This is a genomic window from Collinsella sp. HCP28S3_B9 (genome assembly GCF_052066095.1).
In the GTDB taxonomy this organism is placed as follows: domain Bacteria; phylum Actinomycetota; class Coriobacteriia; order Coriobacteriales; family Coriobacteriaceae; genus Collinsella.
In genome coordinates this window covers 1-19,839 of sequence record NZ_JBQHST010000019.1, presented here as the reverse complement: position 1 = coordinate 19,839, position 19,839 = coordinate 1, and the positions used below count along the sequence as shown (strand labels likewise).

Here is a 19,839-nt window from a genome sequence, read left to right as displayed (position 1 = left end):
GGGGCAGATATAGATGGTCGAGTGGATCGTTCGTCGTGCGCAGGGTGACCGTGCGCGCGTGGGCACGTTGGCGGGCGTGGTGTGTATTCTCGCCAATGTGGCGCTATGCGCTGCGAAGGGTGCAATTGGCGTGCTGTCGGGATCGGTTTCGATTGTGGCGGACGCCATGAACAACCTGTCCGATGCCAGCTCAAACATCGTGAGCGTGCTTGGCTTTAAGCTGGCTGGCAAGCCGGCAGACCCCGAGCATCCTTACGGCCATGGCCGCTACGAGTATCTCTCGGGTCTGGTCGTGGCGGCGCTCGTGCTGCTCATCGGCCTCGAACTGGTGAAGTCCTCGTTTGAGCGTATCGTCCACCCCGAACCCGTCGAGTTCTCGCTTGCCCTGGTGGCAGTCTTGGCGCTTTCGATGGTTGTTAAACTGTGGATGGCGGCCCTCAACCAAAAGCTCGGTGACCGTATTGAGTCTGAGACGCTGCATGCGACCGCGCAGGATTCCAAGAACGATGTCCTTGCCACTGGCGCCGTGTTAGCGTGCGCAATTGTTTCGCAGGTGACGCATATCAATCTTGATGCTTGGGTCGGCCTTGCCGTTGGCGCCTATATTGGCTGGAGCGGTTTTGAGCTCATCCAGGATACGGTGAGCCCGCTTTTGGGTCAGGCGCCCGATCCCAAGCTGGTCGAATATATTCGCGGCAAGATCATGAGCTACCCTGGCGTTTTGGGCGTTCATGACCTAATGGTTCACGACTACGGCCCGGGCAGGAAGTTCGCAAGCGCTCACGCCGAGATGGCGGCCGAGGCCAGCCCGCTGGAAAGTCATGACACGCTCGATAACATTGAACAGGCATTTAGGGACGAAGACGACATGATTGTCACGCTTCACTACGATCCCATCGTGACCGATGACCCCAAGGTGGCGAGCATGCGCTTGCGCATTCACGCCATGGCCCAACAGATCGATAGCCGCCTTTCGATTCATGACCTGCGCTGTGTGCCGGGTCCTACGCACACCAACGTAATCTTTGACTGCGTGCGTCCCTCGGATTTGGGCATGGGGCCCGATGAGCTCAAGCACGCGTTGGCCCAGAGGGTCGAATCGGAATTTCCCAAGTCGATTGCCAAGATTACGATCGACGATGACTACGTAGGGCATACCCACGAGTAGGTCTGCGCCGGCAAAGCACGTTATACAGAAGGGGAGAATATGAAGAGGCTGTATCTGCTCCGCCACGGCCAGACGGAATTCAACGTAATTAAGCTCGTCCAGGGTCGCTGTGATTCACCGCTTACCGATTTGGGCCGTCAACAGGCCCAAGCGGCAGCCGAATGGCTCAAAGCCCACGGCGTTGTCCCCGACAAAGTGGTCTCATCGCCTTTAGGCCGAGCCATGGACACGGCAAGTCTCGTCGCATGCGAGATCTTCGGTCCGGATGCCACTGTCGAACCCTGCGAAGGCATCATCGAGCGCGGCTATGGGACCTTCGAGGAAGGCCCGCACGACGCATTGCCTACCGACGTTTGGGATCCGGGCGAGGATTTGGTCCCCTTTGGAGGAGAAGGAAGCCGCACGCTGCAAGAACGCATGGTAGACACCCTCACCAATATCATGGGCGCCGAGGGCATCGAAACCCTCCTAGCAGTAAGCCACGGCAGCGCCAGCCGCCAATTCATCAAGGCTGCAGCTCCAGAGGGCTTCGAGCTCCCAGCAAAACTCCCCAACTGCGCCATCATGATCTTCGATTTTGATGAGGCAAAGCCACAAGCAGAAGGCGAGCCAATGCAATGTAGGTTCACCCTTCAGCAAATAGTTGATCCCCAACAAAGTCATTAGCCTGAGCGAGCAGAGTTAAGCAGACATCAACGTGTCGTCTCCCGAGCACGGCGGAGGGCCGGAGAAATATATTAAGGTCATCGCGAGTTCCGCACGCAAAGAAGGCCACTTAATGTGGCCTTCGTCTTGCGCAGGACTGTAGAGCAGGGACCTTAATATATTTCTCCGGCCCTCCGCCGTGCTCGGGAGACGTGCCACGCACTTTACCTGCGTAAACAATGTGGGTGAAATATGAATCTCGATGGATACGCCCGCAGCCGTGTATACTAAACAGCTGTGTGAAACCAGGGGAGTATTCTGGCTGGACAAAATGCCTGCTTAATAGGGTTGTCAGGTAGTCCGGACGCAATACAAGGCTGGGGAGCACGTCGTGTAAGTAGTGGTCCTCTAGGGGCGTACGCTCGGTGGTGTACGCATTGTCCCAAGACCACGCGAGAGTTGGGATCATATCTTGATCAGCATGATTCTCGGCCGCAAGATTGGCATGACCCAGGTTTGGGACGAGAACGACAACGTCGTTCCCGTCACGGTCATCCAGGCTGGCCCCTGCGCTGTCTCGCAGGTTAAAACTCAGGCAACCGACGGCTATGACGCCGTCCAGATCGGTTTCGGCGACATCAAGGCCAAGAACGTGAACAAGCCCATGGCTGGTCACTTCGCCAAGGCCGGCGTCGAGCCTGTCCGCTTCCTTCGTGAGGTCCGTGTCGAGAACGGCGAGGAGCACAAGGTCGGCGAGGTCGTCACCGTCGCTGATTTCGCTGATGTCGAGAAGGTCGACGTCATCGGTACCTCCAAGGGTAAGGGCTTCCAGGGTCGCATCAAGCGCTGGGGTCAGCGCCGCGGTCCTATGACGCATGGTTCTCACTTCCAGCGTCACCCCGGTTCTATCGGTCAGTGCGCCTATCCTGCGCGCGTCCTCAAGGGCGTCAAGATGGCCGGCCACATGGGTAACGAGCGCGTTACCGTCAAGAACCTTTCCGTTGTCCGCATCGATGCCGAGCAGAACCTCATCTTGGTCAAGGGCGCTGTCCCGGGTGCCAAGAATGGTCTCGTCGCCATCCGTATGGCCTAAGGGCCCAGCCCATTTAGCCCAGCGTCATACCAAGGAGAACACTTAAATGGCAAAGTTTGAAGTAAAGAACAGCGAGGGCAAGAAGGTCGCCGAGGCCGAGCTCGCCGCTGAGGTGTACGGCATCGAGCCGAACATCCACGTTATGCACCACATCGTCAAGTGCCAGATGGCCTCTTGGCGTCAGGGCACCCAGTCCGCTAAGGGCCGCTCTGAGGTTTCCGGTGGCGGCAAGAAGCCTTGGCGTCAGAAGGGCACCGGTCGTGCCCGCCAGGGTTCCATCCGTGCTGCCCAGTGGCGTCACGGTGGCGTTGTCTTCGCCCCCAAGCCCCGTTCCTACGCTAAGCGTATGAACAACAAGGAGGTCAAGCTGGCTATGCGCTCTGCGCTGTCCGCCAAGCTGGCCGATGGCGAGCTCGTGCTCGTCGACGACTACGGCTTCGAGAAGCCTTCCACCAAGGCTGCCGTTGCCATGCTCAAGGCTCTTGGCCTTGAGGGCAAGCGTCTGACCATCATCGTTCGCGATGAGGACGTCAACGCCTACCTGTCGTTCCGCAACATTCCCAAGACGTTCATCATCACTGCCGACGAGGCCAACACCTATGATCTCGTCAACAACAACGCTGTGCTGATGCCCGCCGACATCGCCGCTCACTTCGGGGAGGTGCTTGCATAAATGACCGCCCACGAGATCATCATCCGTCCGATCGTGTCCGAGCGTTCCTTCTCCGGCATGGAGCAGAACAAGTACACGTTCGAGGTCGCCAAGGATGCTAACAAGTATCAGATCAAGGACGCTGTCGAGGAGATCTTCGGCGTCAAGGTCGTTCGCGTGAACACCCTGACGGTCAAGCCCAAGACCAAGCGCGTGCGCTATGTCGCCGGCAAGACCCGTTCTTGGAAGAAGGCCATCGTTACGCTGGCCGAGGGCGACACCATCGAGGTCTTTGGCAACCAGGCCTAAGACTCGCTGCTGTTGAGTGAGCTCATGCCTCCCAAATAGGGGAGGCGAGAGCTCAAGGTTTTGGGCGTATAAAATGGACACGCCCGGAACCGTGTATACGTCCGGTGTCATCGCACCCGAGGCAGAACCTCGAATCCCTGTCTGCGATGGCTAACGGATACCTATTGAAAGGGATTGTAATGGCTGTAAAGCACCTTAAGCCGACCTCCGCTGGTAGGCGTTGGCAGACGATCTCCGACTTCTCCGAGATCACCTGCACCAAGCCCGAGAAGTCTCTTCTCGAGCCCCTGCCCAAGAAGGCCGGTCGTAACAACAACGGCCGCATCACCACCCGCCACCAGGGCGGCGGCGTGAAGCGTCGTTACCGCGTGATCGACTTCAAGCGCAACAAGGACGGCGTGCCCGCCAAGGTTGCCACGATCGAGTACGATCCGAACCGTTCCGCTCGCATCGCTCTGCTGCACTATGCTGACGGTGAGAAGCGCTACATCCTGGCCCCCAAGGGCCTCGAGGTCGGTCAGACCGTCATGTCCGGTTCTGACGCCGACATCAAGCCGGGCAACGCTCTGCCCCTCGCCGACATCCCCGTCGGTACGCTCATCCACGCCGTCGAGTTCCAGCCGGGCAAGGGCGCCGCTATCGCCCGTTCCGCCGGTAACTCCTGCCAGCTGATGGGTAAGGAGGGCAAGTACGCCATCGTCCGTATGCCTTCCTCCGAGATGCGCCGCATCCTCGTTACCTGCCGCGCCACCGTCGGTGAGGTCGGCAACGCCGATCACGCCAACATCGTCATCGGCAAGGCCGGCCGTAAGCGTCACATGAACGTGCGCCCGACCGTCCGCGGTACCGTTATGAACCCTGTCGACCACCCGCACGGCGGTGGCGAGGGCAAGAACCACACCTCTGGTCGTCCCTCTGTTACCCCCTGGGGTAAGCCGACGAAGGGCCTTCGTACGCGCAAGAAGAAGAAGGTCTCGAACCAGCACATCATTCGTCGCCGTAAGAAGTAATTTCGGATACCGAGTTTTAGGAGAAAGCACTTATGAGCAGAAGTCTCAAAAAGGGCCCGTTCGTGGAGACTCGCCTTCTCTCGCGTATCACCGCGATGAACGAGGCTGGCAAGAAGGACGTCGTGAAGACTTGGTCCCGCGCGTCCACCATCTTCCCCGAGATGGTTGGTCACACCATCGCCGTCCACGACGGCCGCAAGCATGTGCCCGTGTATGTTACCGAGTCCATGGTTGGTCACAAGCTCGGCGAGTTTGCGCCGACTCGTACGTTCCGTGGCCACAAGGCCAAATAGGGGGTTAACCGTAAATGGCAACTAAGTCTATTGAAACTGAGGCCACCGAGGTTCGCGCCGTCGCTAAGTACGTGCGTGTTTCCCCCAGCAAGGCCCGCCTGGTGGTCGATCTGATCCGCCGCAAGCCTGTCGCTCAGGCCTTCGACATCCTCCACTTCTGCGACCGCGCCGTCGCCGTGGATGTCGAGAAGGTTCTCCGTTCCGCCGTTGCGAACGCCGAGAACAACAACGGTCTGCGTGCCGACAACCTGGTTGTCGCTGCTGCCTATGTTGACGAGGGTCCGACGCTTAAGCGCATCCGTCCCCGCGCCAAGGGTTCCGCTTCTCGCATTCTGAAGCGTACTTCCCACATCACCGTCGTCGTTGCTCCTCGAAAGGAGGCGTAAAGCTGTATGGGTCAGAAAGTCTACCCCACCGGCTTCCGTCTTGGCATCACCGAGAACTGGCGCTCCCGCTGGTTCGCAGAGAAGGATTACGCTAAGACCCTCGGTAACGATCTCGAGATCCGCAAGTACCTCGAGAAGCGTCTCTCCCGCGCAGCTGTCTCCCGCGTCGAGATCGAGCGCGCTGGCGACAAGGTGAAGGTCATCATCTTCACCGCTCGCCCCGGCGTTGTTATCGGTAAGAAGGGTGCCGAGATCGATACCCTCCGTACCGAGCTCGAGAAGGTCGCTGGCGTCTCCAAGGGCCAGCTCTCCGTCGACGTTGTCGAGATCAAGCGCCCCGAGCTCGACGCCAACCTCGTTGCTCAGTCCATCGCTGAGCAGCTCGAGGGCCGCGTTGCCTTCCGTCGCGCTATGCGCAAGGCTGTCCAGTCCGCCCGCAAGGCCGGCGCCAAGGGCATCCGTATCCAGTGCTCCGGTCGTCTCGGCGGTGCCGAGATGGGCCGTCGTGAGTGGTACCGTGAGGGTCGCGTGCCTCTGCACACCCTCCGTGCCAAGATCGACTACGGCACGGCTGTCGCCAGCACCACCATGGGTGCCTGCGGCGTGAAGGTCTGGATCTACCTGGGCGAGAAGCTCCCGGGCCAGCCTGTTCCCAACCCTGCACTCGAGGGCTCTTCCCGTCCTCGTCGTCGTAACTCCGAGAGGAGGGGTCAGTAGTGCTTGCCCCTAAGCGTATTCTTCACCGCAAGGTGCAGCGTGGCTCCATGAAGGGCCAGGCCAAGGGTAATACCGAGCTGCATTTCGGCGAGTTTGGTATCCAGGCTCTCGAGGCCCATTGGATCACCAACCGTCAGATCGAGGCCGCTCGTATTGCCATGACCCGCTACATGAAGCGTGGCGGTCGTGTCTACATCACGATCTTCCCCGATAAGCCCATCACTAAGAAGCCTGCCGAGACTCGCATGGGTTCTGGTAAGGGTAACCCCGAGGAGTGGGTGGCCGTCGTCAAGCCCGGCCGCATCATGTTCGAGGTCAAGGGCGTGCCCGAGGAGGTCGCTCGCGAGGCTCTGCGTCTGGCGCAGCACAAGCTCCCCATCAAGACCAAGATCGTCGCTAAGCCTGCCGCTACAGAGACGGCCGAGGAGGAGAACTAATGAAGCCCGCAGAGATTCGTGAGCTCTCGGACGCTCAGCTCGTTGAGAAGCTGAAGGAAATGCGCGCCGAGCTCTTTAACCTTCGTTTCCAGATGGCCACCAGCCAGCTGGACAACACCGCTCGCGTCAACACCGTGAAGAAGGACATCGCTCGCGTCCTCACGGAGCAGCGCGCCCGCGAGATCGCAGCGGAGAAGTCCGCTGTCGCCGAGTAGGACCTAAGGAGAGAACATGACTGATTCGCGTAACTCGCGTAAGGTCCGTACGGGTGTCGTTACCTCCGTCTCCGGTGCCAAGACCATCGTTGTCACCATCACCGAGCGCAAGCGTCACCCCAAGTACGGCAAGATGATGACCAGCTCCAAGAAGCTGCACGCTCACGACGAGGAGTGCACGGCTGGCGTGGGCGACACCGTCCGCGTTATGGAGACCCGTCCTATGTCCAAGATGAAGCGTTGGCGCCTCATCGAGGTCGTCGAGCGCGCTAAATAAGCAGTCGCTCTTACGACTTGTACGTTTCCGAAGATGTGCGTATGCCTGGCTTGCATACCACGGGCCGCATAAAGGCTGCGCACCTCTCTTCGGTTCTTAGTTCGGAGGAACATCTACCATGATTCAGATGCAAACCATGCTGAACGTCGCCGACAACTCCGGCGCTCGCAAGATTCGCTGCATCAAGGTGCTTGGCGGTTCCAAGCGTCGTTATGCAGGCATCGGCGATGTGTTCATCGGTGCTGTCCAGGAGGCTACCCCTGGCGCCAACGTCAAGAAGAAGGACGTTGTCCGTTGCGTCGTCGTTCGCACCGTTAAGGAGATCCGCCGCAAGGATGGCTCCTACATTCGCTTTGATGATAACGCCTGCGTTGTCATCAACAACGATGGTTCGCCCGTCGGCACCCGTATCTTCGGGCCCGTCGCTCGCGAGCTTCGTGACAAGAAGTACATGAAGATCGTCTCGCTCGCTCCCGAGACCCTGTAGTTAGGGGAGATATATGTATATCAAGAAGGGCGATAAGGTCCAGGTTCTCTCTGGTAAGGATCGCGGCAAGCAGGGCGTTGTCCTGCGTGCTCTCCCTGCCGAGAACAAGGTCGTTGTCGAGGGCGTTTCGGTCGTCAAGAAGGCCGTTAAGCCCAACGCTGCCAACCAGCAGGGCGGCATCGTTTCGCAGGAGGCTCCCATCGATGCCTCCAACGTCAATCTCGTTTGCCCCGAGTGCGGTAAGGTTACCCGCGTCGGTCACGAGAAGGACGGCAAGAACAAGCTGCGTGTCTGCAAGAAGTGCGGCCACAAGTTCTAAGCTGCCCGCAACATCTAAGTTGCTAGCAAAGGCCCGGATGCCACGGCACCCGGGCCTTTTTCTATCCCTACTCATTGGGGACAGACTTAAATGACTAGCCGTTGGGGACGTTCTTTAACGGCTAGTTGATGGGGACAGTCTTGCCACGAAAGCGTCGTACGGGGAATGCCCCCAGGTTTCGGCAGCCTGGGACAGTCCCTATGTGCCGGCAGTTAGGGATGATCTTTTGATGTCTGATGCCCCTCGGGGGCAGAGTAAGACAGCCTGCTTTGCCTTTAGGGGTTTTGGTGTTCCGCCTTTTTCTGCATCATAACGATCGATGCATGCGTATTTACGCACAGAGCCTTGCGCGATAATGCGCATAGCCGCGCAAATATCTGCTAATTATGGTTTATTAATAACCGATAAACAAATAAACACGCAAATACAAGCAAATACGCGCAAATTTGTGCGAATATAAGGCTGTTGGAAATGAAGAACTTCCGATGACTCAGGAGGCACATGATGACAGATTCCAAACAGGCTCCGCTCGACGCCGAAGCAGCCGCTAAGGCGGCGTTTGCCTCGGTCCAGGACAAGCCGTTCCCTAACGACATCTTTACGGCTCCCGAGCTTCGTTGGGCTGTGATCGGATGCGGCGTTATCGCCAATCAGATGGCCCAGTCTCTCGCCCTTGCCGGTCGCAAGCTTGCGGGCGTCGCCAACCGCACGCTGTCCAAGGCCCAGGCTTTTGCCGAGCAGTATGGCGTCGAGAAGGTGTACGAGACGGTTGAGGACCTCTACGCCGATCCCGACATCGACGCCGTTTATATCACTACGCCGCATAACACGCATATCACCTACCTGCGCGCCGCTCTGGCAGCTGGCAAGCACGTGCTCTGCGAAAAGGCCATCACCCTCAACTCCGCCGAGCTCGACGAAGCACGTGCCATTGCCGACGAGCATAACGTGGTCCTTATGGACGCCACCACGGTGCTCCACATGCCCTTGTATCGGGAGCTGCGCCGCCGCATGGATGCCGGCGAGTTTGGCCGCATGAACCTCGCTCAGCTCAACTTTGGCAGCTACAAGGAATACGGCGACCTGACCAACCGTTTCTACAATCGCAACCTTGCTGGCGGTGCCATGCTCGATATTGGCGTGTATGCCCTGTCCGTCATGCGCCTCTTTATGGCAAGCCAGCCTGTTGAGGTCGTTTCGCTCGACAACACCTGTGAGACCGGCGTTGACGTTGCGAGCGGCATTGTCTGCCGTAATGCCGAGCAGCAGTTGGGCGTGGTGAGCCTTACACTTCACTCCAAGCAGCCCAAGCGCTCGGTCATCAGCTTTGACAAGTGCTATATCGAGGTCAACGAGTATCCCCGCGCCGATCACGCGACCATCGTGTGGACTGAGGACGGGCACCGTGAGGAGGTCCACACCGGCACCGAGGCATACGCCCTGTGCTACGAGATGGCCGACCTGGAGAAGGCCGTTGCCGGCGATGATTCGAAGCGCGCGCTTCTGGATTACGCTTCTGATGTTATGGAGCTTATGACCAAGCTCCGCGCCGACTGGGGAGTCGTGTACCCCGAGGAGGAGTAAGCGATGCTTGCGGAGGATAGGCTCAACGCGATCGTGTCAATGGTCCAGCAGGCTGGCTCGGTTACTGTGCAAGAGCTTGCCGATACCCTGGGCGTAACGGCGTCTACCATTCGGCGCGACCTGCAGACGCTCGATCGAGCGCACCGTATCGCCAAGGTCCACGGCGGAGCGACGAGTCTTGAGCGCGCACACGTGACGCGCGACCTAACGCTCAATGAGCGCAGCGACCTCCATAACGACGATAAGGAGCGTATCTGCGCCCGCGCCGCGGCGCTGGTGGAGCCCGAGAGCTTTGTATACATCGACTCGGGCTCGACGACGCTCAAGCTCATCGAGCATCTTCCACACCTAGAAGATGTCACCTATGTGACCGATTCCGTGCTCCATGCTCAGCACCTCGCTTTGCGCGGCATGCGTACCGTGGTGCTGGGCGGCGAGCTCAAGCCCGAGACCGAAGCACTCGTTGGCCCCGATGCCTTGGCAACCTTAGACCGCTACAACTTCAACTGTGGCTTTTGGGGTTCTAACGGCATTGCCGCCGAGCAGGGCTTCACGGCGCCCGATATCGAGGAGGCGCAAGTAAAGCGCATCTCGATGCGCCATACGGCCAAGCGCTTTGTAATCTCGGATGCCAGTAAATTTGGCATGGTGGCGCCCGTCAAGTTCGCGGACTTTCGCGACGCAACGATTATTACCGCAGGCGAGGTGCCCGCCAAGTATCGGGCAATGGACAACGTCATCACGGTCTAGCGACGGGACAAGGCCAAAACCATCACAAAGGTGCCTGTCCCCATTGTGGTGGTTCGTAACGAAAACCGAGTAGTTTTCTCAATAGAAAAGCGGCAACGTCCATCACAGGCGTTGCCGCTTTCGTTGTCCGCCGGTTTGTCTAAGTCTGTAACAACTGGACCGTTAAAAGTGGGTTAGATGTTACAGATTGAGATACTTCCGAACCGCGCCATCCCTTTGTCTCAATCTGTAACATCTGGGACCGATTTTGCCGAGTTATTGTTACAGATCGAGATTTTCCCTTGAGGGGGATTTGAATGTCTCGATCTGTAACAGAAAGACCGGAAAATGGGTTCTAACTGTTACAGATCGAGATGTTTTGGGGCCGCGGCTGAGCCATCGTGGCTGCTTGACGTTTGCCCAGATAAAACCTGCCAAAATAAACCTGTCCCTTTTTGGCAGGTTTTAGGGCTCCCAGGGGCAGGGGGCTTCGATGTGGATGTGCTCGCCGGTTACGGGATGGGTAAAGGATACGCTGTGGGCGTGGAGCATGAGGCCACAGGGGCGCGGCGTTCCGTACAGGTCGTCGCCAACCAGGGGATGGCGCTCGCTTGCCAGGTGCACGCGGATCTGGTGTTTGCGGCCCGTGAGCAGCTCAACATCGATATACGAACGGGTGGGCAGGCCTCGGCGGCTCTTAAGGCGCTTGAGCACCTTGACGCGCGTCTGCGACGGCTTGCCGCTGGCGCCGACGCGCATCTTGCGGCTATCGTGGCGGTCGCGGGCGATGGGCTTGTCGATGAGCTTTTCGTTCCAATCGATCTTGCCCTCGGCGAGCGCCAGATAGTGCTTTTCGAAGGCGTGGTCGATGACCATCTGGTCAAAGGCGGGCTGCGTCTGCTTGTCGAGCGAGAACAGCACCACGCCGGTGGTGTCGCGGTCCAAGCGGTTGAGCGGCTGCATGTCGGTCGCGGCAAAGCCGTCGCCCATCGCCAGCAAAAGGTCGCTGGCATAGTCGGTAAGCGTGCGCTCGCCGGTGCCGTCGCCGTGGACGATCATGCCGGCGGGCTTATCGATGGCCATGAGCCAGGCGTCGCAGTAGAGGACTTGGGGTTCTTCGTTCACGTGTAAGCCTTTCGGTTAGCTAATTCCCACAAACATGCAGCCCGAAGTGGCGCCGCGCAGGCGGGCGGCGGGCTTACGGCCGGCCTGCGCGGCCTCGACGGCGCGACGGACGCGTGCGACGGCGCGGCCAATCTCATCGGCCTCGAGCAGGGTTCCGTCGACCATGAGACGGCGCACGCCGGCGTCGAGCAGCTGTGGAACCTGCGGTGTGAGGTCGATGGGGTAGGCGTCGTACAGGCGCGAGCGGCCGTGGATGTCGGTACGCACCGGCATGACCTTGCCGTCGATATTCTTGAGCGACAGCTTGCGGGCGCGCAGACGGCAGTGGGCACAATCGTGGGTGCAGCCATTGGCCACCTGCAGGATGCAGTGCTCGCTCGTCATAACGCGCGGGCGGCCGAAAACGGTGATGCCCAGGGCCGCGGGCGCGGAGGTACCAAGCGAGATAATCTCGTCGAGCGTGATCTCGGGCGAGAGCCAAAACGCCCCGGCTCCGCGCTCGGCGAGTGCCTCCATGCAAGGCGTGTTGTGCACGGGCAGGCAAGAGCGAATCTCGGCCGTGGCACCAACCTGGGCGGCCAGGGCAAGCTCAGAGATGTTGCCAATAGCGACCGTGGCACCGGCAACGACCCACGGGTCGACGCGCGCGTGGTCGACGGCGCGGCAGACCTCATCGAGCACGGGAACAATACCCTGCTCAAACGCATCGGCGGGGGAGAGCTCGGCCGCATCGAGCGCGTCGGTGGTCATGTAGATGCGCGCGGCTCCCTCCGCGCGCGCTGCCTCGGCGGCGTCGAGCGAGGTGACGGTGGCGCAGATCTGCGGCTCATCGCGGTAGTGCTCGGGCACGGGGCGGGAATCACTGGTGACAATCGCCGGCAGCTCGAGCGTTTTCGCGTGCTCCTCGTAAGGCGCCAGAATGGCCTCCTCGAGCGCCTTGCAAGCGGCGGCGCGCACCTTGTGCACAGCGGAGAAACCCATGCCACAGCCCTCATCGAGCGCCACGTCAAAGCTCGCGGCCTCAAAGGGCGAGGAACCCATGCGGCCCACGTGCTCCACCAGATCGGACGCCTCAACCGCGCGGGTCTTGGCGGCCTCGACGGTAAAGCCGGTGGCGGTGGCGGTGAGCGTGGGGTCGTCGCAGCAGGTGAGCGTGACGGTAAACGGCTCGCCCAGACGCGCCACGACGGACACGTCTACGGCGCGGCGGCGTAGCACGTCGCGCTTGAGCGCAGCGCCGGCAGCGTCAATGGCGCGCTGGCTGCGAATCACACGCACGCGGCAGCCCTCGGGCATGCTGCGGGGAACGCGGCACTCGATGATGTCGCCGGCGGCGGCATCATCGGCGGCGATGGTAGTCAGGAACTGGTCGAACTCGTCGTCGTGGCGAAGTTCCAACAAGTCGCCCTTGCCCACGGGCTCAAACAGCTCAATACGGGCGATGGCGGCGCGGCGACGACGGTCGTCGGGTTTGAGCCCGCGCACGTCGCGGTTGGCCATACGGCTGCCCAGCACCGTGCCCACGATCTGGCCGCGGTTGTTGGAGCGCTCGTAGCTCATCATCTCGTCGCCCGAGGTGCCGTCCTGATAGGCGTGCGTAAAGTCGCGGTTAAAGCAGCGCTTGAGTTGGCGCTGGCGAGCGGCGTCCTCGTCCTTATCTACGACGGCCCCGGCCAGCATGTCATCGATCTGGTGACGATACACATCGACAATGGAGTACACGTAATCGGGCGCCTTCATGCGGCCCTCGAGCTTGAGCGATGCGGCGCCGGCGTCATACAGGCGGCGAACAAGCTGTGAAGTGTTGGTGTCGCGCGGGCATAGCGCGCGCTCGCGACCGGCGGGGGAGAGCGTGCGGCCGTTCTCGTCGATCAGCTCGTAGGGCAGACGGCAGGGCTGAGCGCACATGCCGCGGTTGGCCGAGCGGCCCGCCATGGCAAAGCTCGAGAGCAGGCACAGGCCCGAGTAGCAAAAGCAGATGGCGCCGTGGCTAAAGACCTCCAGGTCAACGTCGGGCGCGGCGTCGTGGATGGCGGCGATCTCGTCGATGGAAAGCTCGCGCGAGAGGGTCACGCGGTCGGCGCCCTGCTCGCGGCACCAGATGGTTCCACGGTCATCGTGGATGTTCGCCTGGGTCGAGATATGGGTCTCGATGCCGGGCATGGTGCGCTTGACCTCAAAGAACAGGCCCCAGTCCTGGATGATAAAGGCGTCGGCGCCCAGCGTGGAGCAGCGGTGGATGAGCTGCAGTGCATCGCTCATCTCGGACTGCTTGATGACGATGTTGACCGTGACGTAGACGCGCGAGCCGGCCAGGTGCGCAGCGCGGCAGGCCTGCTCAAAGGCCTCATCGGTAAAGTTGGTGGCCTTGCGGCGGGCGTTGAAGCTGCCCATGCCGCAGTAGATGGCGTCTGCCCCGGCGGCGAGCGCGGCGGCAAAGGGCTCCGGGCCTCCGGCGGGGGCCAGAAGCTCGGGCCTGCGGTTGGTGGTTCGGCTGGCGGTTGCGGTCATATCCTGCCTTTCAAAATGCTCAGATACACAAAAGTATAGTGGCACCGTCGCGATGGGCGATGCCCGCAGTCTAAGCAGGACAAAGTCTTCAGTAGCCTGGGCTGGCTGACCCGGTGGAGAACCGTTCGGCGGTTCGGGGAAACCGTTGGGCGATAAAATATTATCGCAATCTGATAATTATCTTGCATCGGGCAAAATCATCCCCTACTATCCCAATCAAGCGTGGTGTTCAGACCGAACTGTGCCTCCCGGTGCGAACGCCGCGCTCACGCTCTCTATTTGATCGTAAGGAGAAAAACATGAGCAAGACCGTCGTGTCTTCCGATAACGCGCCCGCAGCCATCGGCCCGTATTCTCCCGGTATCCAGTCCGGCAACATGGTGTTCCTGTCCGGCCAGCTGGGCATCGATCCCGCGACCGGCAAGCTGCCCGAGGGCATCGAGGCCCAGGCCAAGCAGTCCCTCGCTAACGTCGAGGCCCTGCTGACCGCTGCCGGCGCTACGTTTGCCGATGTCGTCAAGACCACGGTCTACCTGGCTGACATCGCAGACTTTGCCGCCGTGAACGAGATTTATGCCTCCAAGTTTGAGGCCCCGTTCCCCGCGCGCAGCGCTTTCCAGGTTGCCGCTCTTCCGGCTGGCGGTCTGGTCGAGATCGAGGTCGTCGCCGCTCTCTAAGGCGTTGGCAACAACTAAACATGACATGCAAAAAGACCCTGCAGCGCGTGTGAGCTGCAGGGTCTTTTGTCACGTGACGGATCGCTTGCGGAGCCACCAAGGGCAGTCTTTTTGGGACGGGGCCATTTTAGCTACCCCTATATGCAGGATTGATTTTACTTGCGGCTCATCGAAATCGTGGGCAGAGGGAGGGTAGCTAAAAGAGCCCCGTCCCAAAAAGACTGCCCGCGCTCCATTTTGCTCGTTAGCCCTCCTTGCGAACTTTTTGCAGGTAGCGGTAGACGCTGGGCTCCGAGATGCCCAGCGAGGTGGCAGCGCAGGCAACAGCGCCCTTGAGCATAAATACGCCGTTGCCGTTAAGGTGGCGAATAACGTCCACGCGATCGGCCTGCCCAAGCGAGGCGACATCCTGGCCGCGGCTTTCGAGCAATTCGGAAATGCTGTGGTCGATGAGCTCCTGCGTGGACTCCGAAAGGCTTTCGATCTCGATGGGGGAGGGCTCCGTGCGGACCGGCGCGGCGTCGAAGCAGGCCATGAGCTGCTGAGCCATGGCGTTGATGGAGCGTACCGTGGAAAGATCGGTGTTGACGCAGAGCATGCCGACGATCTCGTTATCCTCGCGAATAAAGTACGTTGCGGATTCCAACGTCTTGCCACCGGCACCGCGCCCCTCGTAGCCCGTAATAAACGGCAGGTCGCGATACTTGGGATCGTGCATGATCTTGAGTGCCAGATCGGTGGCGGGACCGCCGACCTTGCGGCCGCTCACGATGCCGTTGCGGATATCGACGATGGCGTGGTCGGGATCCGAGAAATCGTGCAGCACGATTTCGCTGTTTTTGCCGAGTATCTGCTCCAGGAAATCGACCATCGGCAAAAAGCGACGTACAGTCTCGTTCACGGGCAACTCCTTTGGATGAAATCGGAAGTTTCATAACAATTTTTTCTCATGGTAACACGGTGTCTATTGACTCGTATATTCGCAGGTACATTGCGTAATACAGACGAACGGTAGGATTTTGGCGGTAAGCGGTCGACCAAAAGAAAAGTTAGATGTTATTTTGACCAGACACTTTCCTGACCTGCGGAAATGCGTTGTCTAAGCTGAAAAATAGTCTGATAACAAAAAATTATTATTGAGAATGAGAAAATTCTTTAATACGATATTCACCGAAGGCACAACCTCAACCCCGCACTGCGTCACAATAGAGCGCTAGATGCGAAAACAACTACTTCGAGGATTGGTGGTCAAATGGCCCAGGAGACGGTTACGAACGGCACTGAAGCCCTGTTCACTCGCGAAGGCATGCCGCCCGTTAAGGAAATGATTCCGTGTGCCCTTCAGCACGTACTGGCATCGTTTGCCGGCATCATTACCCCGGCGGTCATCATGGCCGGCGTCTACGGCTTTAACAGCCAGCAGAGCACCGACATCATTCAGGTGGCGCTCATTCTTTCGGCAATCGACACGGCCCTTCAGGCCTTCGCTCCCTTCCGTCGCATCGGCGGCGGCCTGCCCATCGTCATGGGCGTCTCGTTCGCGTTCCTGCCGGCCCTGCAGGCTATGGGTGCTTCGGGCTTTAGCTTTGGTGCGCTGCTGGGCGGCGAGATTGTCGGCGGTGCCGTCGCGGTCCTCTTTGGTCTGGCCTACAGCAAGATTAAGTGGCTGTTCCCGCCCGTCGTGACCGGTACGGTCATCTTCTCCATCGGCGTCTCCCTGTATCCCACGGCCGTCAAGTATATGGCCGGCGGTATGGGCACGCCGCTGTGGGGCACCCCGCAGGCCTGGTGCGTCGCTCTTATCACCTTCGCCGTGGTCTTCGCGCTCGCCAACTTTGGCAAGGGTACGTTCAAGCTGGGATCTGTGTTCTTTGGCATGATCGTTGGCATGATCGTCTCCATTCCCTTTGGCATGATCGACTTCTCCAGCGTCGCCACCGCTCAGGTCTTCGCCCTTCCCAAGCTCATGCCCTACGCACTCGAGTTTGATCCCGAGGTCTGCATCACCCTCGCCGTCGTGTTCCCCATGGTTGCCATCCAGGTTATCGGCGATGTCTCCGCCGCCTGCCTGGGCTCCATCGACCGCATGCCCACCGAGCGCGAGCTCTCCGGCGCTATCGTGTCTCAGGGCCTCACCTCTATGGCCGGCGGCCTGCTGGGCGGTCTTCCCACCAGCGCCCTTGGCCAGAACGTGGGCATCATCTGCTCCAACAAGGTCGTCAACAAGTGGGTCTTTGTGATCATCGCGTCCGTCTTTGCCATCGCCGGCCTGTTCCCGCAGCTTTCTGCCGTGCTCTCCGCCATCCCGCAGCCTGTCATCGGCGGCGCGACCGTCGGCGTCTTTGGCACCATCACCATGAATGGCGTGCGCATGTTCACCCGCGAGGGCCTTACGCAGCGCACCACCACCATCGTCGGCACCTCCGTCGTCTTTGGCCTGGGTATCTGGATGGCCAGCGGTTGCCTTGCCGGCGAGGGCATGCCCACCTGGGTGTCCACCGTCATCGGCTCCAATGCCGTAACCCCCACCGCCATCATGGCCATCGCGCTCAACCTGATCCTTCCGCAGACGCCGGTCGTGGCTCAGCACATCGATGCCGCCAAGGATGCTGCCGTGGATCTGGTCTTGCCCGAGAGCAAGAAGTAACCAATTTGGTGCTATTCGTCGGCGGACGTATCGCCTCGTCCGCCGACGTCATGCGGCGCCAAGCCGCACTTCAAAGGGTTTGTCCCTTTGGTGAAGCGTTGACGGGAGAGGGCCCGTTTCCGGTGTAGGCCGGCGCTTCGCACTCCGCCATGTCAGAGGTGTCAAACCCCGCCCCTGATGTTGAAGGGAGCATTTATGCTTCTGGTCGCTAACGGTTCCGTCTTTACCCGCAACGCTCAGACCCCGTTCATTCCAAACGGTGCGGTCGCCATTGACGGAGATACGATCGTCGAAGTGGGCCCCGAGCGCGAGCTCAAGGTCAAGTACCCGGATGCCGAGTACGTCGACGCCCAGGGCAACCTCATCATGCCCGGACTTATCAACTGCCACACCCACATCTACTCGGGTCTGGCCCGCGGCCTTGCCATTAAGGGCTGCAACCCCACCAACTTCCTGGAGAATCTTGAGCAGCAGTCCAACTGCGTACGCTGCATCTTTGGCCCCGGCTCCATCGCGAGCCGGGGCCTTTTGTTTGGAGCGCCTCCGCATGCGGAAGCTGCGTCCCAGAATTGGCGCTCAGAATGGGGCGTGCTTTCCGGTAGAGCCTCTAGCGGAAAGCGCATCCCGGAATCCGCGCCTGGAATGGGACGCACTTTCCGGAACGGGCCTCAACCGGAAACTGCGTCCCAGAATTTCGCTCCAGAGTGGGATGCCGTTTCCGGCTGAACCCTCTGGCGGAAAGTTCATCCCAGAATTGACGCTCGGGGTGGGAAACGGTTTCCGGATGGAATCTCAGCGGAAACTGCGTCCCAGTTTGAGCGTCTAATCCGGGGTGCAGTTTCCGCTGGGCGATTCATCCGGAAAGTCTGTTCCGTTCTGAGGCCTGATTCTGGGATGCCGTTTCCGCTAGGCATGCCATCTGGAAAGCGCATCCCGTTTTGAGTGCTCAATCTGGGACATGGTTTCCGCAGGTGCTGCCAACCGGCAAGTGTGTCCCAGTTTGGTGGGCAGGTGGGCATAAGCTCAGCAGCTCCTACAGCTCAATATCGTTGAGCCATGTCGGCAGTGCGGTCTGCCGGATGCCTGCCGTCTGCAGCTTTTTGCCGAGCATTCCTGCCGAGCGGACTTCACTCATGGTAAAGCGCAGCAGAGGGTGACCGTAGAGCGACAGGTGCGCCTCGCGCTGCCGTTCGGCAACGAGTGCCTCGGCGGTGGTACGCCCGGCTAGCATGGCCTGGTCGGTATATTTGACGAACCCGTCGAGTTCTCCCAACGTGAGCTCCCGTGCCTGGTGCTCCCAGGCAAAGTCCGTTCGTATAGGCTTGGCCGAATCGAAGGGGTCCGTCAACTCGTATTGAAGCCAGTCGGGCGCAAAGCCCGTCTCGATCATGACGGCTCGGGCGACCGATTCTCCGCCGCTCTCGGCGCGAGCGTCGGCATATCGAAGCGTTGTGAGGGCGGTACGAATCGCGCGACCATTGCGGGCAGTCGCTCGTTGCTCAACGGCCTCCATCAGCTGTTCCCGCGCAAGGCCGAGCTTTAAGATCGCCGAATCGGCAATGGGCATACCGTCGGCAAAACCAGTTTGCAGCAGGCAATCTGTGACCGTTTTGATGGGCGTCGTTACCGATATGCCGGATAGACGGATTGCTCCGGCCGGCTCAATCTGGTGCCGCTGAATATGCGCGCCCGGACGAGCCGACGGCTTTGTCGAGCTGCAAACATGCACGACATTCAGGTGTCGCCACGAGACCTCGAGCCCCAGCAGGCAGGCGGCCGAAAACGAGCAGAACGTCCAATCGGGGTGGATGATCGCAAGGGCGCGGAGGATTTCGCAATGACGCTGCGCTCGGTTGAGTTCATCCCAGTGCATTTTGCGCGCGAACAGTCCCGGCATGGGGGAGACGACCGTGCTACCGATGCGCCGAAGGAGCGCTTTTCGGATCGCCGTGCTCGGGGGAATCAGGCATCGTCCTTCCTGTTCGGCTTGCGTCAGCAGTTGGTCGATGAGTTGGTCATTGCAATGGGTCATGAGCTACCGCCTCCTTTTGGGTAGCAAAAACGTATCAGCTGGAACTTGCCGCTCAGCTGACCAAAAGCTGGCCAAAATCTAACCATGCAGGTAGATGGCCTGTTTTCGGCGGCATTTTTACGTCCGAATCGGTGGGAGGTAATCGGCGACCTTGAACGGTAGCTAGATTTGAAGCCTTGGTAAGTTTCGGGACGTGTACTTTTTTGAAAAAGAGCATTCTATCTACTGTTTCGTGTTTCTGGATCGCATATTTGAAGGCATGTGATAAGGGCTGTGGATCGTCGTCTTGTATCTGCGGAAACTGTGACCCGGAATTGCCGCTCGGAATGGGACGCGCTTTCCGGATCAGCCCTCAACCGGAAACTGCATCCCGGAATGAGCTCTCGGAACGGGACACGCTTTCCCATTGGGGCTTGGGACTGCGGACGATTTCTTGGACCGTTACGCGGCCCTTCCCAGCGCGGCGCGGAACTCGGCCGGCGTGCGGCCGCCGAGCGCATCGCTGCGCCTCTCCGTATTGTATCGG

Annotated in this window: 23 protein-coding genes; 19 read left to right on the top strand and 4 right to left on the bottom strand. The window is 59.9% G+C overall.

Going from position 1 to position 19,839, the window contains the following annotated elements:
* Positions 1-13: 13 nt before the first annotated feature.
* From ACTNBB_RS05945 to ACTNBB_RS05870, 16 genes are all read left to right on the top strand, one after another.
* Complete coding sequence (locus ACTNBB_RS05945) at positions 14-1,168, top strand: cation diffusion facilitator family transporter (protein WP_441057198.1); 1,155 nt, start codon at positions 14-16, stop codon at positions 1,166-1,168.
* Positions 1,169-1,207: 39 nt separating this feature from the next.
* On the top strand, positions 1,208-1,834 hold the full coding sequence (locus tag ACTNBB_RS05940) for a histidine phosphatase family protein (RefSeq protein WP_441057196.1): 627 nt from the start codon (positions 1,208-1,210) through the stop codon (positions 1,832-1,834).
* A 451-nt stretch (positions 1,835-2,285) separates the two neighbouring features.
* Positions 2,286-2,906: a 50S ribosomal protein L3 gene (rplC, locus tag ACTNBB_RS05935; RefSeq protein WP_089572481.1), complete on the top strand. Its 621-nt coding sequence runs from the start codon at positions 2,286-2,288 to the stop codon at positions 2,904-2,906.
* Positions 2,907-2,952: 46 nt separating this feature from the next.
* On the top strand, positions 2,953-3,579 hold the full coding sequence (gene rplD / locus ACTNBB_RS05930; RefSeq protein WP_006235032.1) for a 50S ribosomal protein L4: 627 nt from the start codon (positions 2,953-2,955) through the stop codon (positions 3,577-3,579).
* Positions 3,580-3,867: a 50S ribosomal protein L23 gene (rplW, locus tag ACTNBB_RS05925; protein ID WP_006235033.1), complete on the top strand. Its 288-nt coding sequence runs from the start codon at positions 3,580-3,582 to the stop codon at positions 3,865-3,867.
* 179 nt (positions 3,868-4,046) lie between these two features.
* Positions 4,047-4,877, top strand: coding sequence for a 50S ribosomal protein L2 (gene rplB / locus ACTNBB_RS05920; RefSeq protein ID WP_117583062.1), 831 nt, complete (start codon positions 4,047-4,049; stop codon positions 4,875-4,877).
* A 32-nt stretch (positions 4,878-4,909) separates the two neighbouring features.
* Positions 4,910-5,170, top strand: a complete 261-nt coding sequence (gene rpsS, locus ACTNBB_RS05915) for a 30S ribosomal protein S19 (RefSeq protein ID WP_006235035.1) — start codon at positions 4,910-4,912, stop codon at positions 5,168-5,170.
* A 14-nt stretch (positions 5,171-5,184) separates the two neighbouring features.
* Positions 5,185-5,556: a 50S ribosomal protein L22 gene (rplV, locus tag ACTNBB_RS05910; protein ID WP_006235036.1), complete on the top strand. Its 372-nt coding sequence runs from the start codon at positions 5,185-5,187 to the stop codon at positions 5,554-5,556.
* A 6-nt stretch (positions 5,557-5,562) separates the two neighbouring features.
* A complete protein-coding gene (rpsC, locus tag ACTNBB_RS05905; RefSeq protein ID WP_154514689.1) occupies positions 5,563-6,273 on the top strand; it encodes a 30S ribosomal protein S3 in 711 nt (236 codons plus the stop codon).
* A complete protein-coding gene (rplP, locus tag ACTNBB_RS05900; protein WP_370450531.1) occupies positions 6,273-6,710 on the top strand; it encodes a 50S ribosomal protein L16 in 438 nt (145 codons plus the stop codon). Before rpsC ends, rplP begins: the two co-directional genes overlap by 1 nt.
* Positions 6,710-6,925: a 50S ribosomal protein L29 gene (gene rpmC / locus ACTNBB_RS05895; RefSeq protein ID WP_006235039.1), complete on the top strand. Its 216-nt coding sequence runs from the start codon at positions 6,710-6,712 to the stop codon at positions 6,923-6,925. Before rplP ends, rpmC begins: the two co-directional genes overlap by 1 nt.
* Before the next feature lie 16 nt (positions 6,926-6,941).
* Positions 6,942-7,202 (top strand): 30S ribosomal protein S17, encoded by a 261-nt coding sequence (gene rpsQ, locus ACTNBB_RS05890; protein WP_006235040.1) that lies wholly within the window; start codon positions 6,942-6,944, stop codon positions 7,200-7,202.
* Between the two features lie 118 nt (positions 7,203-7,320).
* Complete coding sequence (gene rplN / locus ACTNBB_RS05885) at positions 7,321-7,689, top strand: 50S ribosomal protein L14 (protein ID WP_117734331.1); 369 nt, start codon at positions 7,321-7,323, stop codon at positions 7,687-7,689.
* Positions 7,690-7,702: 13 nt separating this feature from the next.
* A complete protein-coding gene (rplX, locus tag ACTNBB_RS05880; protein ID WP_006235043.1) occupies positions 7,703-8,008 on the top strand; it encodes a 50S ribosomal protein L24 in 306 nt (101 codons plus the stop codon).
* A gap of 504 nt (positions 8,009-8,512) precedes the next feature.
* Positions 8,513-9,592: a Gfo/Idh/MocA family protein gene (locus tag ACTNBB_RS05875; RefSeq protein ID WP_441057192.1), complete on the top strand. Its 1,080-nt coding sequence runs from the start codon at positions 8,513-8,515 to the stop codon at positions 9,590-9,592.
* 3 nt (positions 9,593-9,595) lie between these two features.
* On the top strand, positions 9,596-10,342 hold the full coding sequence (locus tag ACTNBB_RS05870) for a DeoR/GlpR family DNA-binding transcription regulator (RefSeq protein ID WP_427717633.1): 747 nt from the start codon (positions 9,596-9,598) through the stop codon (positions 10,340-10,342).
* Positions 10,343-10,786: 444 nt separating this feature from the next.
* On the opposite strand, the gene ACTNBB_RS05865 is transcribed toward ACTNBB_RS05870, so the two are convergent.
* On the bottom strand, positions 10,787-11,446 hold the full coding sequence (locus tag ACTNBB_RS05865) for an RluA family pseudouridine synthase (protein ID WP_233509079.1): 660 nt from the start codon (positions 11,444-11,446) through the stop codon (positions 10,787-10,789).
* A 15-nt stretch (positions 11,447-11,461) separates the two neighbouring features.
* Complete coding sequence (locus ACTNBB_RS05860) at positions 11,462-13,957, bottom strand: DUF3656 domain-containing U32 family peptidase (protein WP_441057190.1); 2,496 nt, start codon at positions 13,955-13,957, stop codon at positions 11,462-11,464.
* A gap of 299 nt (positions 13,958-14,256) precedes the next feature.
* Between ACTNBB_RS05860 and ACTNBB_RS05855 the strand changes: the two genes are divergently transcribed.
* Positions 14,257-14,634 (top strand): RidA family protein, encoded by a 378-nt coding sequence (locus ACTNBB_RS05855; RefSeq protein WP_154514683.1) that lies wholly within the window; start codon positions 14,257-14,259, stop codon positions 14,632-14,634.
* Between the two features lie 244 nt (positions 14,635-14,878).
* Here the strand turns inward: ACTNBB_RS05855 and ACTNBB_RS05850 are convergent, their stop codons facing one another.
* Positions 14,879-15,535, bottom strand: coding sequence for a helix-turn-helix transcriptional regulator (locus ACTNBB_RS05850; protein ID WP_441057188.1), 657 nt, complete (start codon positions 15,533-15,535; stop codon positions 14,879-14,881).
* A gap of 351 nt (positions 15,536-15,886) precedes the next feature.
* On the opposite strand from ACTNBB_RS05850, the gene ACTNBB_RS05845 reads away from it, so the two are divergent.
* Positions 15,887-17,281 (top strand): uracil-xanthine permease family protein, encoded by a 1,395-nt coding sequence (locus ACTNBB_RS05845; RefSeq protein ID WP_441057186.1) that lies wholly within the window; start codon positions 15,887-15,889, stop codon positions 17,279-17,281.
* Positions 17,282-17,476: 195 nt separating this feature from the next.
* The gene (locus ACTNBB_RS05840; protein WP_441057184.1) at positions 17,477-18,007 is read left to right on the top strand and encodes an imidazolonepropionase-like domain-containing protein; all 531 of its coding nucleotides are present in this window, start codon (positions 17,477-17,479) and stop codon (positions 18,005-18,007) included.
* Positions 18,008-18,314: 307 nt separating this feature from the next.
* On the opposite strand, the gene ACTNBB_RS05835 is transcribed toward ACTNBB_RS05840, so the two are convergent.
* Positions 18,315-19,313 (bottom strand): hypothetical protein, encoded by a 999-nt coding sequence (locus ACTNBB_RS05835; RefSeq protein WP_441057182.1) that lies wholly within the window; start codon positions 19,311-19,313, stop codon positions 18,315-18,317.
* Between the last annotated feature and the right edge of the window lie 526 nt (positions 19,314-19,839).